At 70.1% G+C, this 15,251-nt stretch carries 15 protein-coding genes; 12 read left to right on the forward strand and 3 right to left on the reverse strand.

Annotated features, from left to right (window positions below; translation table 11 throughout):
* Positions 1-180: 180 nt before the first annotated feature.
* The 9 genes from ABTX24_RS23295 to ABTX24_RS23335 all read left to right on the forward strand — a co-directional run bounded on the left by ABTX24_RS23295 (position 181) and on the right by ABTX24_RS23335 (position 10,503).
* Positions 181-1,356 carry a 4-hydroxybenzoate 3-monooxygenase gene (locus ABTX24_RS23295; protein ID WP_350842960.1) on the forward strand — a complete coding sequence of 392 codons (1,176 nt, stop codon included), beginning with the start codon at positions 181-183 and terminating at the stop codon, positions 1,354-1,356.
* 70 nt (positions 1,357-1,426) lie between these two features.
* Positions 1,427-2,092, forward strand: coding sequence for a DUF2470 domain-containing protein (locus ABTX24_RS23300; protein ID WP_350842961.1), 666 nt, complete (start codon positions 1,427-1,429; stop codon positions 2,090-2,092).
* 85 nt (positions 2,093-2,177) lie between these two features.
* Positions 2,178-3,218, forward strand: a complete 1,041-nt coding sequence (locus ABTX24_RS23305) for an AurF N-oxygenase family protein (RefSeq protein WP_350842963.1) — start codon at positions 2,178-2,180, stop codon at positions 3,216-3,218.
* A 43-nt stretch (positions 3,219-3,261) separates the two neighbouring features.
* Positions 3,262-4,719, forward strand: coding sequence for an NADP-dependent phosphogluconate dehydrogenase (gnd, locus tag ABTX24_RS23310; protein ID WP_350842965.1), 1,458 nt, complete (start codon positions 3,262-3,264; stop codon positions 4,717-4,719).
* Positions 4,720-4,789: 70 nt separating this feature from the next.
* On the forward strand, positions 4,790-5,545 hold the full coding sequence (locus ABTX24_RS23315; protein WP_160027579.1) for a class I SAM-dependent methyltransferase: 756 nt from the start codon (positions 4,790-4,792) through the stop codon (positions 5,543-5,545).
* 97 nt (positions 5,546-5,642) lie between these two features.
* The gene (locus ABTX24_RS23320) at positions 5,643-6,095 is read left to right on the forward strand and encodes a MarR family winged helix-turn-helix transcriptional regulator (RefSeq protein ID WP_350842966.1); all 453 of its coding nucleotides are present in this window, start codon (positions 5,643-5,645) and stop codon (positions 6,093-6,095) included.
* A gap of 125 nt (positions 6,096-6,220) precedes the next feature.
* The gene (locus ABTX24_RS23325) at positions 6,221-8,590 is read left to right on the forward strand and encodes an MFS transporter (RefSeq protein ID WP_350842968.1); all 2,370 of its coding nucleotides are present in this window, start codon (positions 6,221-6,223) and stop codon (positions 8,588-8,590) included.
* A 6-nt stretch (positions 8,591-8,596) separates the two neighbouring features.
* Positions 8,597-9,415, forward strand: a complete 819-nt coding sequence (locus tag ABTX24_RS23330; protein ID WP_350842970.1) for a YceI family protein — start codon at positions 8,597-8,599, stop codon at positions 9,413-9,415.
* Positions 9,416-9,591: 176 nt separating this feature from the next.
* A complete protein-coding gene (locus ABTX24_RS23335; protein WP_350842972.1) occupies positions 9,592-10,503 on the forward strand; it encodes a LysR family transcriptional regulator in 912 nt (303 codons plus the stop codon).
* Between the two features lie 84 nt (positions 10,504-10,587).
* Here ABTX24_RS23335 and ABTX24_RS23340 read toward each other — a convergent pair whose 3' ends face one another.
* A complete protein-coding gene (locus ABTX24_RS23340) occupies positions 10,588-11,529 on the reverse strand; it encodes an AraC family transcriptional regulator (RefSeq protein WP_350842973.1) in 942 nt (313 codons plus the stop codon).
* A 190-nt stretch (positions 11,530-11,719) separates the two neighbouring features.
* On the opposite strand from ABTX24_RS23340, the gene ABTX24_RS23345 reads away from it, so the two are divergent.
* Both ABTX24_RS23345 and ABTX24_RS23350 read left to right on the forward strand, forming a co-directional pair.
* Positions 11,720-12,295, forward strand: a complete 576-nt coding sequence (locus ABTX24_RS23345) for a flavin reductase family protein (protein WP_160027567.1) — start codon at positions 11,720-11,722, stop codon at positions 12,293-12,295.
* Positions 12,296-12,330: 35 nt separating this feature from the next.
* On the forward strand, positions 12,331-13,914 hold the full coding sequence (locus tag ABTX24_RS23350; protein ID WP_160027565.1) for a 4-hydroxyphenylacetate 3-hydroxylase family protein: 1,584 nt from the start codon (positions 12,331-12,333) through the stop codon (positions 13,912-13,914).
* 53 nt (positions 13,915-13,967) lie between these two features.
* Here the strand turns inward: ABTX24_RS23350 and ABTX24_RS23355 are convergent, their stop codons facing one another.
* Positions 13,968-14,303 carry a hypothetical protein gene (locus ABTX24_RS23355; protein ID WP_350842976.1) on the reverse strand — a complete coding sequence of 112 codons (336 nt, stop codon included), beginning with the start codon at positions 14,301-14,303 and terminating at the stop codon, positions 13,968-13,970.
* 57 nt (positions 14,304-14,360) lie between these two features.
* Here ABTX24_RS23355 and ABTX24_RS23360 point away from each other — a divergent pair, with 57 nt between their 5' ends.
* Positions 14,361-14,819 carry a MarR family winged helix-turn-helix transcriptional regulator gene (locus ABTX24_RS23360; RefSeq protein WP_160027561.1) on the forward strand — a complete coding sequence of 153 codons (459 nt, stop codon included), beginning with the start codon at positions 14,361-14,363 and terminating at the stop codon, positions 14,817-14,819.
* A 9-nt stretch (positions 14,820-14,828) separates the two neighbouring features.
* Here ABTX24_RS23360 and ABTX24_RS23365 read toward each other — a convergent pair whose 3' ends face one another.
* The gene (locus ABTX24_RS23365) at positions 14,829-15,176 is read right to left on the reverse strand and encodes an ArsR/SmtB family transcription factor (RefSeq protein ID WP_350842978.1); all 348 of its coding nucleotides are present in this window, start codon (positions 15,174-15,176) and stop codon (positions 14,829-14,831) included.
* Positions 15,177-15,251 lie beyond the last annotated feature (75 nt).

Genomic DNA, 15,251 nt, shown 5'->3' on the forward strand with positions numbered 1-15,251 from the left:
GGAGCGCTCCTTCTGTTGTTTGTGACTCGGGTCACAATCGGGGTGCCTCGACCGTAGGGACGAGTCGGCGCGGACACAAGAGCCCGTCTGCGCTATTTGGGAATCCACCCCGGCGGCGAGTTTTCCATTCAGTGGAAGAACCCCCTGGCGGCAGCCACCGGACGGGAGTTGACTCACCCCATGGCAGAAGAACGTACGCAGGTTGTGATCGTCGGCGCCGGCCCCGCAGGGATGCTGCTGAGCCATCTCCTCGCCGCCGACGGGGTCGACTCGGTCGTGGTCGAGACCCGGTCGGAGGAGTACGTCGCGGCCCGCATCCGCGCCGGGATCCTGGAGCAGTCGAGCGTCGATCTGCTCACCGAGGTCGGTCTCGGCGACCGGCTCGCCCGCGACGCCGACAAGCACCGCGGGATCTACCTGCAGTGGCCCGAGGAGCGCCACCACCTCGACTTCGTCGACCTGGTCGGCCGGGCGGTCTACGTCTACGGCCAGACCGAGGTGCAGAAGGACCTGATCGACGCCCGGCGCGCCGCCGGGCAGGTGGTTCACTACGAGGTCAGCGACACCGCGCTGCACGACATCGCGTCCGACCGACCCTCGGTCACCTTCACCGACGCCGCCGGGCTCCCCCAGCGGATCCGGGCCGATGTCATCGTCGGCTGCGACGGCTCCTTCGGCCCCAGCCGCGCCGCGATCCCGGCCCGGGAGAGCTGGGACCGCACCTATCCCTACAGCTGGTTCGGCATCCTCGCCGACGTCGCGCCGTCGACCGACGAGCTCATCTACGCCTGGCACCCCGACGGCTTCGCGCTGCACTCGATGCGCTCGGAGAGCGTCTCGCGGTTCTACCTCCAGGTGCCCAACGGCACCGACCCGGCGACCTGGTCCGACGACCAGATCTGGGACGCGCTCTCCGCCCGGCTCGGCCACGGCCAGAACGGCTGGAGCCTGCAGCCGGGCCGGATCACCGACCGCAGCGTCCTCCCGATGCGCTCGCACGTCTCAACGCCGATGCGCCACGGCCGGCTCTTCCTGGCCGGCGACGCCGCCCACATCGTCCCGCCGACCGGAGCCAAGGGACTCAACCTCGCGGTCGCGGACGTCGCGCTGCTGGCCCCCGCGCTCACCGCGCTGCTCAAGGGCGACTCACGACTGGCCGACGACTACTCCGAGACGGCGCTGCGTCGCGTCTGGCGCTGCACCCACTTCTCCTGGTGGATGACCACGATGCTGCACACCGCCGAGGACCCGTTCGACACCCAGCTCCAGCTCTCCCAGCTGCGCTGGGTGACCTCGAGCGAGCACGCCGCCGCCGGGCTCGCGGAGAACTACGCCGGTCTGCCGATCGGCTTCTGAACGGCCGGCGGCTCTTGCTCGATCAGCCACAGTCGTGTTTAGGTAAGCCTTACCTAAACACGGAGGTGTCATGGATTCGACCGCCAGCATTGCCCGCAGCATCCTGTCATGCCCTCGTGGCGGCAGCGTGGTGATCGACGGCATCCCCTACTCGATGGAGGAGCTGGAGATGCAGGGCTTCGCCGACGACGGCGGGCGCCCGACCTTCCTGTGCCCACCCGAGCAGCGGATGGCGTACGCCGGGCGCCGCGGCAGCCATGTCGTGCTGGTCCTCCAGGGCGCACTGGGCGACGGCGAGGCGGTCCGGCTGACCGGGGCGTTGAGGTGGCTGCGTACGGATGCCTGCACGTGCTGTGAGACGGAGTGGGAGGAGGTGGTCATGGACGTCTCCAACGTGATGCTGGTGCGCCGCACCGGCGAGGCGGTCCCGATCCCCCTCGATGCCTTCACCGACCGCGACCTCGACCTCAACGCCGGCGTGCTCCACCGCAACCAGGACCATCTCAACAACCACCACGGCAACGAGCTCCGCGAGGCGGTCGCGACCCGCTCCTACATCCGGGTCGACACCATCCTGGCCGCCCAGATCACCGGCCTCAGCGCCGAAGGCTTCGAGTTCCAGTGGGTCGACGAGGGCGGGGCGCACAGCGCACGCACCACGTTCGACCGCCCGGCCCGCACCCCGGAGGACCTCGTCGCCGGCGTCCGGAAGGCCCTCGCCGCCGAGATCTGCTGAGCGGAACACGCGCGCCGAACCTGTTTCCTGGTACACAAATCCCATGTACCTTGGTGACGTATCAACGTCGTGCAAGGAGGCTCGGATGGTTGTGCAGACACTGCGCTCGATCGGTGGCTACGTGGGTGCGGTCGCCGGCACCCCGGTCCGGATGATCACGCCGACCAGGCCCGTGCCGCGCCGGGAGTACGGCGAGACGCTGCGTACGTTGTCCGAGGCGTCGGTCGAGATGTACTTCAACGCCTTCAAGGACGTCGACTGGGATGCGCCCGAGATGGCCCTGTCCGAGGACGACGAGCGCTGGATCCTGCCCACGCTCGACCTGCTCGGCGCCCATCCGTGGTACCAGTCGCTGCCCAAGGCACGCCAGATCGAGGTCGGCCGGCACCGGCTCACCGCGATGGTGAAGACCGGCTCCCAGTTCGAGCAGCTGCTCCTCCTCGGCGGCACCCAGTTCCTGATGGGCGTCGACAACGGCGACCCCGAGTTCCGCTACTTCATGCACGAGCTCACCGAGGAGACCCATCACATCCAGATGTTCCAGGAGTTCACCAACCGCGCCTGCCCCGACGTCGTGGGCGCACCGGGCTGGCTGATGCGTGCCATCCCGCTCGTGGGACATCTCGGCGGGCTCTATCCCGCCCTCTTCTTCGCCATCATCCTGGCCGGCGAGGAGCCGATCGACCACGTGCAGAAGGAGGCCATGCGCGCCGGCGGAACCCATCCGCTCCTGGACCAGATCATGGCCATCCACATCGCCGAGGAGGCCCGCCACATCGGCTTCGCGCACGCCTGGCTCGAGGAGCACGCCCCCTCGCTCAACCCGGTCTCGCGCCTGGCTCTCGGCATCCTCACCCCGCTCGCGATGCGGCTGGGCTCCGACGCGATCATCATCCCCTCGCGCGCCGACCGCGAGCTCATGGGACTGCCCGACTCGGTCGTCCGCGAGGTCTGGGGCACCGGCGCCGAGGCCGCCGCGTTCCGCCGTCATCTCTTCGCCGACGTCCGGATGCTCTTCGACAACCTCGGGCTGCGTACGCCGCTCACGCGGTGGTCCTGGAAGGTGCTCGGCGTGGACGGCCGGCCGGCGCGATTCCGGGCCGAGCCACCCACCGCCGCCGCTTGACGAGCAGAGTTGAATGGCATCACCGACTCAACCGAGGAGCACGATGCCGAACAACGACAATGGCCGCGCGAACATCGGCGTGGTGGGCCTGGCCGTGATGGGATCCAACCTGGCCCGCAACCTCGCATCCCGCGAGGGCAACACCGTGGCGGTCTACAACCGCACCTACGCCCGCACAGAGGAGCTCATCACCGAGCACCCGGAGGCCGGCTTCCTCGCCTCCGAGACGATCGACGACTTCGTGGCGACGCTGGCCAAGCCGCGTACGGCGATCATCATGGTCCAGGCCGGCAAGGGCACCGACGCGGTGATCGAGCAGCTGGCCGAGCGGTTCGAGCCCGGCGACATCATCGTCGACGGCGGCAACGCCAACTTCAACGACACCATCCGCCGCGAGCGCGAGCTGCGTGAGCGTGGCCTGAACTTCGTCGGCACCGGCATCTCCGGGGGCGAGGAGGGCGCGCTCAACGGCCCCTCGATCATGCCCGGCGGCTCGGCCGAGGCCTGGACGACGCTCGGCCCGATCCTGAAGAGCATCGCTGCGGTGGCCGAGGGCGAGCCGTGCGTGACCCACGTGGGCACCGACGGCGCCGGCCACTTCGTGAAGATGGTCCACAACGGCATCGAGTACGCCGACATGCAGCTGATCGCGGAGGCCTACGACCTCCTCCGGCGGGTGGCCGGGCTCTCGGTGGAGCAGCTCGTCGACGTCTTCAGGGACTGGAACACCGGCGACCTGGAGTCCTACCTGATCGAGATCTCCGCGGAGGTGCTCGCCCAGAAGGACGCCGAGACCGGCCAGCCGCTCGTGGACGTCATCCTCGACGAGGCCGGCTCGAAGGGCACCGGCGTCTGGACGGTGCAGAACGCCCTCGGCCTCGGCATCCCGGTCTCCGGCATCGGCGAGGCCGTCTTCGCCCGGGCGGTCTCCTCCAAGCCGGCCCAGCGCGGAGCGATGCGGGCCTCGGTGACCAACCGTCCGAAGGCACCAGCGGTCCCCGACACGTTCGTCGACGACGTACGCGCGGCCCTCTATGCCTCGAAGGTGGTCGCCTACGCGCAGGGGTTCGACCTGATCGTGGCCGGAGCCAAGGAGTACGGCTGGGACATCGACCTGGGTGCGCTCGCCAAGATCTGGCGCGCCGGCTGCATCATCCGGGCCCGCTTCCTCAACCGCATCGTCGACGCCTACGCCACCAAGCCCGACCTGGAGACGCTCCTGGTCGACCCCTACTTCGCCGACGCGGTCGCGTCCGGCGAGGAGGCGTGGCGGCGCGTCGTCGGGATCGCGGCTGCCTCCGGCGTACCCGCACCGGGGTTCTCCTCGGCGCTCGCCTACTTCGACTCGCTCGCCGCCGACCGGCTCCCGGCCGCGCTCATCCAGGGTCAGCGTGACTTCTTCGGGGCCCACACCTACAAGCGCGTCGACAAGGACGGCACGTTCCACACGCTGTGGTCCGACGACCGCTCGGAGATCCCGACGACGCCCTCGACGCACTAGGGAAGCTGCCCGGGCGGAGATACCGAACTTGGGGCTGTCAGCGGCGGCGACGGCGGACCTAGCCTGAAGCATGGGGTTCGACGTTGCCGCTGAGAGGTATGCCCGCTTCATGGGGCGCTACGCCGAACCCCTTGCACCCCACTTCGCCAACTTCGCCCGGGTCAGCATGGGCCAGCGGGTGCTCGACGTCGGCTGCGGACCGGGCACGCTCACCCGTCATCTGGTGACCCTCACCGAGGCCCACCTGGTGGCCGCGATCGACCCCTCGCCACCATTCATGGAGGCGGTCGCACGGCAGCTGGCCAGGGTCGATGTGCACACCGGCGTGGCCGAGGCTCTGCCCTTCGCCGACAACTGGTTCGACGTCTCGCTGGCCCAGCTCGTCGTGCACTTCATGACCGATCCGGAGGCCGGGATCAGGGAGATGGTCCGGGTCACCCGACCCGGCGGCACCGTCGCGGCGTGCGTCTGGGACGGCGACACCGGTGCCGTCGCGCCGTTCTGGGACTGCGTGCACGAGATCGACCCGGAGGCCGAGGACGAGGCCCTGCTCGCCGGCGCCCGGCTGGGTGATCTGGAGAAGCTGTTCAAGAAGGTCGGCCTCCGCAAGGTCGAGCCGAGCGGCCTGGTCGTCCGCGTCACGCATCCCACGTTCGAGGACTGGTGGGACCCGTACACCTTCGGCGTCGGGCCGGCGGGCGACTACGTGAGCGCCCTCGACGACGCCGGTCGCACGGCGCTCGAGGAGGTCGCCCGGCGCCGGCTCGGCAACGGCCCGTTCACCGTGACCGCGACAGCCTGGGCGGCTCGCGGCACCGTCGCCTAGCCGCCCGAGGTCTCCGTCTGCGACCCGGCGCGGCAATTTGCATCGTTCCCCTATCCTCCATAAGGTTGTAAAAGTCAACCAATCAGAGGGGGCGATGATGACGCAGGCGACCTACCGCGAGCTGATGCATCGACTCATCGAGGTCGGGGCCGTCAGGAAGGGCCTGGCCCGCAATCTCCCGCCCGACCTGCCGGCCGGTTCGGCGGGCGTGCTGGGACTGCTGAGCGAGCACGGCGAGATGACCATCAGCGAGCTCACCGACCTGCTCGCCGTCGACATCTCGGTGACCAGCCGCCACGTCTCGCACGTCGCCGACCAGGGCTGGCTCGAGCGCACCCCCAACCCGGCCGACGGGCGCTCGCGCCTGCTGCGCCTCACCGACTCCGGGAGCGATCTGCTCGCCGGGTTCTCCGACCACATCACCGAGCTGCTCGCCGAGCGGCTCAGCGACTGGAGCGAGGAGGAGGTGCATGAGCTGATCCGGCTCATGGCCAAGCTGCACGACAGCCTCGTCTGCCCCGCACCCGCCCTCCCCCACGTACGCACCTAGGGCTCTGCCCCACCACCGATCTGCTCGATACAGAAGGGAAGTCCATGGCAACGACGACAGCCGAACGGACTCACGCCGGTCCACCGGGAGGCCCGTCCGGGGGCGCACCCACCTCGCACGGTGAGATGTCTCACCGCGAGATCATGGAGGCGCTCTCGGGTCTGCTGCTCGGCATGTTCGTGGCGATGATCTCCTCCACGATCGTCTCCAACGCCCTGCCCGAGATCATCGCCGACATCGGCGGCGGGCAGTCGGCCTACACCTGGGTGGTCACCGCCTCCCTGCTGACCATGACGGCCACCACCCCGCTGTGGGGCAAGATGTCCGACCTGTTCAGCAAGAAGCTGCTCATGCAGATCGCGCTGGTCCTGTTCGTGGCGGCCTCGGCCGTCGCCGGCCTCGCCCAGAACCCGGGTGAGCTCATCGCCGCCCGAGCGGTCCAGGGCATCGGCATGGGCGGTCTGACCGCCCTCGCCCAGGTCATCATGGCCGCGATGATCTCCCCGCGCGAGCGTGGCCGCTACTCGGGCTACCTCGGCGCCGTCTTCGCGGTCGCCACCGTCGGCGGCCCGCTGATCGGCGGGGTCATCACCGACGCCGACTCGCTCGGCTGGCGCTGGTGCTTCTACGTCGGCATCCCGTTCGCGGTCATCGCCTTCATCGTGCTGCAGAAGACGCTGCACCTGCCCGTCATCAAGCGCGACGGCGTCAAGGTCGACTGGGCCGGCGCCTTCTTCATGGCCGCCGGCGTCTGCCTGCTGCTCGTCTGGGTGACCTTCGCCGGCGACAAGTACGACTGGGCCTCCTGGGAGACCGCGGCCATGGTCGGCGGCTCCGTGCTGCTCCTGCTGATCTTCGTCCTCGTCGAGTCGAAGGCCGCCGAGCCGATCATCCCGCTGCGGCTCTTCGCCAACCGCACGATCACGCTCTCCTCGCTCGCCTCGCTCTTCGTCGGCGTGGCGATGTTCGCCGGCACGATCTTCTTCAGCCAGTACTTCCAGCTGGCCCGCGGCGAGTCCCCGACGATGGCCGGGGTGATGACGATCCCGATGATCGCGGGGCTGTTCCTCTCCTCGACCGTCTCCGGCCAGGTCATCACCCGCACCGGGAGGTGGAAGGCCTGGCTCGTCGTCGGCGCCCTCCTCATCGTCGGCGGGCTCGGCCTGCTCGGCACGATCCGCTACGACACCGAGTACTGGCACGTCGCCGTCTTCATGGCGGTCCTCGGCCTCGGCGTCGGCATGACGATGCAGAACCTGGTCCTCTCCACCCAGAACCAGGTCGCACCCGCCGACCTCGGAGCCGCCAGCTCCATGGTGACGTTCTTCCGCAGCCTCGGCGGCGCGATGGGTGTCTCCGCGCTCGGTGCGCTGATGGCCCACCGGGTCACCGACTACGTCCAGGACGGCCTGGCCGACCTCGGTCCGCGCTACGCCGCGCTGGCGCAGGGCACCTCGGGCGAGATCCCGGACATGGACAAGGTCCCCGAGCCGCTGCGGTCGGTGCTGGAGAGTGCGTACGGGCACGGCATCGCCGACATCTTCCTGGTCGCCGCGGGGGCAGCCGTCATCGCGCTGCTGTTCGTGGTGTTCATCAAGGAGGTCCCGCTGAAGACCAAGGGCGGGATCGCCCAGGCCGCCGCGGAGGCCGCCGAGGTCGACCGGCCCGCAGCGGTCGCCGAGGCCGTCGCCGGGGTGCCCGAGCAGCAGGCCGCCGCTCTTGCGCCGGTCGCCAACGGGATCGCGCTGCACGGCTTCGTCCGCGGCTCCGGAAACATCCCGGTCCCGCACGCCGCGGTCACGCTGATCTCGCTGTCCGGGCGTCAGCTCGGCCGCTCGGTCGCTCACGCCGACGGCTCCTACGCGGTGGACGCGCCCGGGTCGGGGACGTACGTCCTGATCGCCTCCGCCGACGGCTTCCAGCCGCAGGCGTCCACGGTGGTCGTGGGCGGTGAGCCGGTGGCGTACGACCTCCTGCTCAGCGGCACCACGGGCCTGAAGGGCATCGTGCGTGGCGGCGAGGACGGCGCGCCGATCAAAGACGCGATGGTGATCGTGACCGACGTACGCGGCGACCTGCTCTCCACCGGCACCACCGTCGCGGACGGCACCTTCTTCATCGACGAGCTGGTCCCGGGACCGGCGACGGTCGCGGTCAACGCCGAGGGCTACCGCCCGCGCGCGGTGCCGATCGAGATCGGTGCCACCGGCGTGACTCGGATCGAGGTCGAGATGGTCACCGGCGCTCGCCTGACCGGTGTCGTCAAGGCGGCCTTCGGGCCGCTCGCCGACGCTCGGGTGACGCTGGTCGACGCGGCCGGCAACGTGGCCGGGACCGCGACGACCGGCCCGGACGGGGCGTACGCCTTCGCCGATCTCGACAGCGGGGACTACACGGTCCTGGCCACCAGCTACCCGCCGGCGGCCGGCGCCGTGAGCCTGACCGGCCACGGCGTGGACGGCCACGAGATCGTCCTCTCCCACCCCGAGGACTGATCCGCGATGGCACTGACCGCACAGATCCGCACCCGCGACGGCTGGGCCGTGGCGCACGCGGTCGTCACCCTCACCGACACGGCCGGCGGTCAGGTTCTGCGCGCCGAGGCCGACGAGGACGGTGTCGTCGCCGACGACACCGTCCTCGCCCCCGGGCCGTACGTCGCGATCGTCACCGCGATCGGCTGGTCCCCCGCCGCGGCGACCGCGATCGTCACGGCCTCAGGTCTCGCTTCGCTCGGGACCGTCACGCTGACGCGCCAGGGCGACACCTCGCTCCCGGCCCCCGGCCCGTGGACCATCGATCCCGCCCACTCCACCGTCGGCGCGGTCGCGCAGCACCTGGGCATCTCCAGTGTGCGCGGCCGGTTCACCGACTTCGCCGGGGTCGTCGAGATCGCCCCGGACCGTCTGGAGAAGTCACGCGTCGAGGCCGTCATCCGTGCCGCCTCGATCGACACCGGCAACCGGATGCGCGACGACCACCTCCGCAGCGGCGACTTCCTCGATGTCGAGGCGTACCCCGAGGTCGTCTACCGCTCCACCGGCCTCACCCCGGCCGGATCGGACCGCTGGACCGTGCACGGGGAGCTCTCGATGCACGGGCAGACCCGCTCCGTCGACCTCGACGTCGCCTACCTCGGCACCGGCCCGGACGCCTGGGGCGGCACCCGGGCCGCCTTCCGCGCCACCGCTCAGCTGCGCCGTGACGACTTCGCGATGAACTACAACCAGGCCGTCGCCGCCGGCATCGCCGCCATCGGCACGACCCTCAAGGTGGAGCTGGACATCCAGGCCGTACAGGGCGACACGCTGCCGGCCTGAGCCGAGGCCCCCGACAGCCGAGGCGTCAGTTCGGTCGGCCGAGGCGTCAGGTACGTCGGCCGAGTGGGCAGCGCCGTGACGACTCGGCCGACGCGGGCGACGCTTCGGCCGACGTACGTGACGCCTCGGCAAGGCATATCACTGCCGAGCGACTGAGACTCTGCGAGTATGAGTGCATGGAGCTGCGCCACCTTCGCTACTTCGTCGCGGTCGCCGAGGAGCGTCACTTCGGCCGGGCGGCGGAGCGGCTCCACATGGCGCAGCCGCCGCTGTCGCAACAGATCCGTCAGCTCGAGGCCGAGCTCGGGCTGACCCTGCTCACCAGGACGACGCGGCGGGTCGACCTGACCCCGGCCGGTGCTGCGTACCTGGAACGGGCGCGGGAGATCCTCGGTGCCGTGGACGCAGCCGCCCACGAGGCCGCCAGCATCGCCTCGGGGCGGCGCGGCCGACTGCTGATCGGGTGCGTCGGGTCGGCGACGTACTCGCTGCTCCCGGCGCTGGCGCGCACCCTGCGCGCCGAGCTGCCCGAGGTCGAGTTCGGGTTCCGGGGCGAGATGCTCTCGCCGGACCAGGCCGCGGCGCTCACCGACGGCACCCTCGACCTCGGCCTGCTCCGCCCCCTGCCCACGGGCAACTCCGGGAGCCTCTCGATCACCCACCTGCGCCAGGAGAACCTGCTGGTGGCGATGCCGAGGGACCACCGGTTCGCCGGCCGTCGCCGCGTACGCATCGCCGACCTCGACGGCGAAGGCCTGGTCATCCACGCCGGCGGCGGCCGTTCGGCGATGAACGCGATGATCCAGGAGCTCTTCGACTCCGCCGGGATCCGCAGCCACATCGCCCACGAGGTCGCCGAGACCTCCACCCTGGTCACCTTCGTGGCCGCCGGTCTCGGTGTCGCCATCGTCCCCGAGCCCACTGCGGCTCTCGCCGTCCCGGGAGTCGTGTACGTCCCCCTCACCGGCACCCCCGGCGTCGAGCTCGTCGCCGCGACCCGCGCCGGCGACGAGAGTCCGCTGATCACCCGCGCACTGAACATCCTGGCCGGCCTCAGCACCGACGAGCCCCGAGTCGGCGCGAACTGACCACACGACGCCGAGTCGGCGCGTCATGACGAGCCGACTCGGCACGGATCTCGGTCAGAACGAGCCGACTCGGCGCGGAGAGGGTCAGCGGCAGCGCAAGGTCTGCGAAGGCGGCACGCCGTAGGCCTGCCGGTAGGCGGCGGCGAAGCGGCCGAGGTGGGTGAAGCCCCACCGGTAGGCGACCTCGGCGACAGTGTCGCCGCGGCTGGCGAGCAGGTCGGCGTGGACGCGTTCGAGGCGGATCTCCTGCAGCTTCTGGGTCGGGGTGCGGCCGAGGTAGCGCTGGAAGCCCTGCTGGAGCCGGCGGATGCCGACGTCGGCCTCGCGGGCGAGATCGGAGACGGCCCATTCGCGCGCCGGGTCGGCCTCCATGGCCTCGACGACGCGGGAGACGATCCGGGGCCGGACGGAGCCGACGGCCGGCTCCTCGGGGAAGCAGGCGGCGACGAAGGCGGCGGTCAGCGTCCCGGCCAGCCGGCGACGCACCCTCTCGTCGCCCACCAGCGCCGGGTTGCGCATCGCCTCGGTGCCGAGCGAGCCGAGCAGGCCGATCCAGGCGCGGGCGCCATGGGCACGCAGGTCGAGCTGAGCGGGCAACCGGTCGGTGTGCAGGCCGACCAGGGCCGCGACCTCCTCGACCAGGTAGTCACGGTCGACCCGCATCCCGACGATCGAGCAGTCGGCAGACCAGCGCGTCATCTTGGTCGGCCGGTCGGGAGGGCACACCGTCGCCTGGCCGTCGAGCGAGAGCACATGGGCGCCACCGACGTTGGCCTCGAGCACACCGCTGCGCGGGACGTTGACCGCCCAGGCGCCGGGATGGTCCGACTCCACCGACACCTCCGCACCCCAGCCGATCCGGGTCAGCCGGACGGGGCCGAGGTCGACCGCACGCAGCTCAGCCGGGCACGCGGGCCGGCCGCGCATGGTCAGGGCATGCGGGAAGTACGCCCGGGCGACCTCGTCGGAGAAGCTCTCCATGTCGCCGGACGACCCGGATGATGCGGTGAGAGTGCCGGTGCTCATCTGCCACCCCCTAGTGACGTCCTTCACATTAACAGCGCATCCGGCCGTCGCCGAGAGCGTCCGGAAACCCGGTGCGCAATCCGGACAGCCCGTTCGCCCAGCGGATCGCCGCCCTCGTGATCCGGATCTAGCGTCGTCCTCCGACGTGACCGCCGCCACACATCTGCGGCCCCGACGAAGGAGGAGCTCCATGGACCCACGCACCCTGCGGTCGACCTTCGGCCGCTTCGCGACCGGCGTCACCGTGATCACCTGCCGCACCCCGGACGGCGCCCACCACGGCGCCACGGTCACGGCCTTCACCCCGATCTCGCTGGACCCGCCGCTCGTGCAGGTCGCCCTGACGCGTACGTCCAAGGCGGCCGCCTATCTCGAGGGCGAGGCCTTCGCGGTCAACGTCCTCGCCGACGACCAGAGCGATGTCGCCATGCACTTCGCCGGGCGTCCGGGCAGCGACCCGCTCCCCTGGCGCGAGGGCGCGACCGCGCCGCGGCTGGGCGGGACGGCCGCGACGCTGGTGTGCCGCCCGTGGCGTACCGACGACGGCGGGGACCACCTGCTGTTCCTCGGAGAGGTCGTCGAGGTGATCACCACCGACCGCAAGCCGCTGCTCTTCCACGACAGCGCCTTCCACCACATCGGCAACCCGTCCTCCGAGGTCGTCTGGCTCGGCTGCCAGGACGACCCGAGCACCGGCTGGTTCGACGCGACCACGTCGTTCACCGCCCTCGATGTCCCCGCGATCCCGCGATCCACCCACTACTGATCCCAACCCTGAAAGCCAGACCAAGGAGAGAACCCATGACCGACACCCTCGCCCCGGAGACCCAGCCCGACGGACCGCCGACCGTCAACCCGGCCGCCGGCTCGCCCGCCAACCAGCAGACCAACTTCGCCTCCCGGCCGATGACCGGCGACGAGTACATCGAGAGCCTGCGCGACGGCCGCGAGATCTACCTGCACGGCGAGCGGGTCGAGGACGTCACCACCCACCCGGCCTTCCGCAACCCGGTGCGGATGACCGCGCGCCTCTACGACGCGCTGCACACCGGCCCGCACGTCGACGAGCTCACCGTGCCGACCGACACCGGCAACGGCGGCATCACGATGCCGTTCTTCAAGACCCCGACGTCCTCGGCCGACCTGCTCAAGGAGCGCGACGCGATCGCACGCTGGGCCCGGATGACGTACGGCTGGATGGGCCGCTCCCCCGACTACAAGGCCAGCTTCCTCGGCACCCTGCACGCCAACAAGGAGCTGTACGCCCCATTCCAGGACAACGCCGAGCGCTGGTACCGCGAGTCCCAGGAGAAGGTCCTCTACTGGAACCACGCGATCATCAACCCGCCGGTCGACCGCCAGCTCCCGCCGGACGAGGTCGGCGACGTCTACATGAAGGTCGAGAAGGAGACCGACGCCGGCCTGATCGTCTCCGGAGCCAAGGTCGTCGCGACGGGCTCGGCGATCACCAACTACAACTTCATCGCCCACTACGGCCTGCCGATCCGCAAGAAGCAGTTCGCGCTGATCTGCACCGTCCCGATGGACGCCCCCGGCATCAAGCTGATCTGCCGATCCTCCTACACCGAGCAGGCCGCCAAGAACGGCGAGCCCTTTGACTACCCGCTGTCGAGCCGGATGGACGAGAACGACACCATCTTCATCTTCGACAAGGTGCTCGTGCCCTGGGAGAACGTCTTCATGTACGGCGACGTCGACCGGATCAACGCGTTCTTCCCGCAGTCGGGGTTCCTGCCGCGGTTCACCTTCCAGGGCTGCACCCGCCTGGCCGTCAAGCTCGACTTCATCGCCGGCCTGCTGATGAAGGCGCTCGACGCCACCGGCTCGGGCGGCTTCCGCGGCGTACAGACCCGGGTGGGTGAGGTGATCGGCTGGCGCAACCTGTTCTGGTCGCTGACCGAGTCGATGGCCCGCGACCCCGAGCCGTGGGTCGGCGACGCGGTCATCCCGAAGCTGGAGTACGGCCTGACGTACCGGATGTTCATGATCCACGGCTATCCGCGGGTCAAGGAGATCATCGAGCAGGACGTCGCCTCCGGGCTGATCTACCTGCCCTCCGGCGCCGCCGACTTCAAGAGCCCCGAGGTGCGGCCGTACCTGGACAAGTACGTCCGCGGCTCCAACGGCATCACCGCCGTCGACCGGGTCAAGGTCATGAAGGCCCTGTGGGACTCGATCGGCTCCGAGTTCGGCGGCCGCCACGAGCTCTACGAGCGCAACTACTCCGGCAACCACGAGAACGTGAAGGCCGAGCTCCTCTTCGCCGCCCAGAACCGCGGCGGGGCGGACGCGATGAAGGGGCTCGCCGACGAGTTCCTGGCCGAGTACGACCTCGACGGCTGGACCGTGCCGGACCTGTTCTGACGAGGAGCCCCGCCGAGTCGGCGCGTCAGAACGCGCCGACTCGGCATCCGGGCTCAGCGCAGGATGTACCAGAGCCCGACAGCGGCCGGCAGGACACCGAGGACCAGCCAGGGCGTGAACGGGCTGCGCCGGTGGATGAGGAACCCGCCGGCCAGGCCCAGCACCCCGAAGGCCGCGGCGATGATGCACAGCCCGATCCGCGAGCTCTGGTAGACCGGGTCGATCGCGACGGCACCGATGACCAGCCCGACCGCCAGGTGGGCGACGGTGAACACGACGAGCACGGACGCCACCCACTGCTTCACGTGTGTGAGCGACTTGTCGTTGACGGGCCGGATCGGGTTGTCCGGGTCCATCAGGTGGCGTGGTCGTCGCGGTTGATCGTTCACGGTCCCATACTTACCAGGCGAACTGTTTGTGCACCAACTATTGGTACGCTAACTCACATGCCGACGCAGAAGGACCCCCTCTCGGGGATCGAGAACCCGCTCGCCCTCGATCAGCAGGTCTGCTTCGGCCTGGCCGTCGCCGCCCGCAGCGTCATCGGCCTCTACCGGCCCCTGCTCGAGCCCATGGGGCTGACCCACCCGCAGTATCTGGTCATGCTGGCCCTCTGGGAGGAGGAGCCGCTCCGCGTCTCCGAGCTGGGCCGGAAGGTCCAGCTCGACCCGGGCACGCTCTCCCCGCTGCTCAAGCGCCTCGAGGCGCAGGGCTACATCCGGCGCGAGCGCAACAAGCTCGACGAGCGCTCGCTCGCCGTCGTCCTGACCGATCGCGGGCGCGCACTGCGGGACGACGCCGAGAAGATCCCGCCCGCGATCGTCGAGCGTCTCGACATGAGCGTCGACGAGCTGATGGAGCTCCATCGCCGACTGCTGGAGGTCATCGCCGCAGCGACCCGCTGAGCCGGGCGCCTAGCGGGACGCCAGCGCGCCCGCGAGCGAGTCCAGGACGCCGGGGACGATGGAGAAGTAGGCCCACCGGCCGCGCTGCTCGCGGGTGACGAGCCCGGCCTCGACCAGCAGCTTCATGTGATGGGAGACCGTCGGCTGGGACAGCCCGACCGGCTCGGTGAGGTCGCAGACGCAGGCCTCGTTGTCCTCGGCGGCCGCGATGATCGAGAGCAGCTTGACCCGGTTGGGGTCACCGAGCGCCTTGAACATCCGCGCCAGCACCTCGGCCTGGTCGTCGTCGAGAACGCCTGCGGTCACCGGCGAGCAGCACGCGACGGCGGCGGAGGGAAGCACGGGAAGAACGGTCATGAGGACGAGTCTACCGAATGATATTGACGAACGTCGATACGTCACCTAAGGTCGCCGTCATATCGACGTTCTTGA

It is taken from the genome of Nocardioides sp. NPDC127514, from assembly GCF_040302125.1.
Lineage (GTDB): Bacteria > Actinomycetota > Actinomycetes > Propionibacteriales > Nocardioidaceae > Nocardioides.

Bases quoted from the DNA above. Each gene is read 5' to 3' on its own strand.
- ABTX24_RS23305 (WP_350842963.1), top strand. From the start codon at position 2,178: ATGGTTGTGCAGACACTGCGCTCGATCGGTGGCTACGTGGGTGCGGTC.
- ABTX24_RS23295 (WP_350842960.1), top strand. From the start codon at position 181: ATGGCAGAAGAACGTACGCAGGTTGTGATCGTCGGCGCCGGCCCCGCA.
- ABTX24_RS23345 (WP_160027567.1), top strand. From the start codon at position 11,720: ATGGACCCACGCACCCTGCGGTCGACCTTCGGCCGCTTCGCGACCGGC.
- ABTX24_RS23350 (WP_160027565.1), top strand. From the start codon at position 12,331: ATGACCGACACCCTCGCCCCGGAGACCCAGCCCGACGGACCGCCGACC.
- ABTX24_RS23325 (WP_350842968.1), top strand. From the start codon at position 6,221: ATGTCTCACCGCGAGATCATGGAGGCGCTCTCGGGTCTGCTGCTCGGC.
- ABTX24_RS23315 (WP_160027579.1), top strand. From the start codon at position 4,790: ATGGGGTTCGACGTTGCCGCTGAGAGGTATGCCCGCTTCATGGGGCGC.
- ABTX24_RS23320 (WP_350842966.1), top strand. From the start codon at position 5,643: ATGACGCAGGCGACCTACCGCGAGCTGATGCATCGACTCATCGAGGTC.
- ABTX24_RS23330 (WP_350842970.1), top strand. From the start codon at position 8,597: ATGGCACTGACCGCACAGATCCGCACCCGCGACGGCTGGGCCGTGGCG.
- ABTX24_RS23360 (WP_160027561.1), top strand. From the start codon at position 14,361: ATGCCGACGCAGAAGGACCCCCTCTCGGGGATCGAGAACCCGCTCGCC.
- gnd (WP_350842965.1), top strand. From the start codon at position 3,262: ATGCCGAACAACGACAATGGCCGCGCGAACATCGGCGTGGTGGGCCTG.
- ABTX24_RS23340 (WP_350842973.1), bottom strand. From the start codon at position 11,529: ATGAGCACCGGCACTCTCACCGCATCATCCGGGTCGTCCGGCGACATG.
- ABTX24_RS23365 (WP_350842978.1), bottom strand. From the start codon at position 15,176: ATGACCGTTCTTCCCGTGCTTCCCTCCGCCGCCGTCGCGTGCTGCTCG.
- ABTX24_RS23335 (WP_350842972.1), top strand. From the start codon at position 9,592: ATGGAGCTGCGCCACCTTCGCTACTTCGTCGCGGTCGCCGAGGAGCGT.
- ABTX24_RS23300 (WP_350842961.1), top strand. From the start codon at position 1,427: ATGGATTCGACCGCCAGCATTGCCCGCAGCATCCTGTCATGCCCTCGT.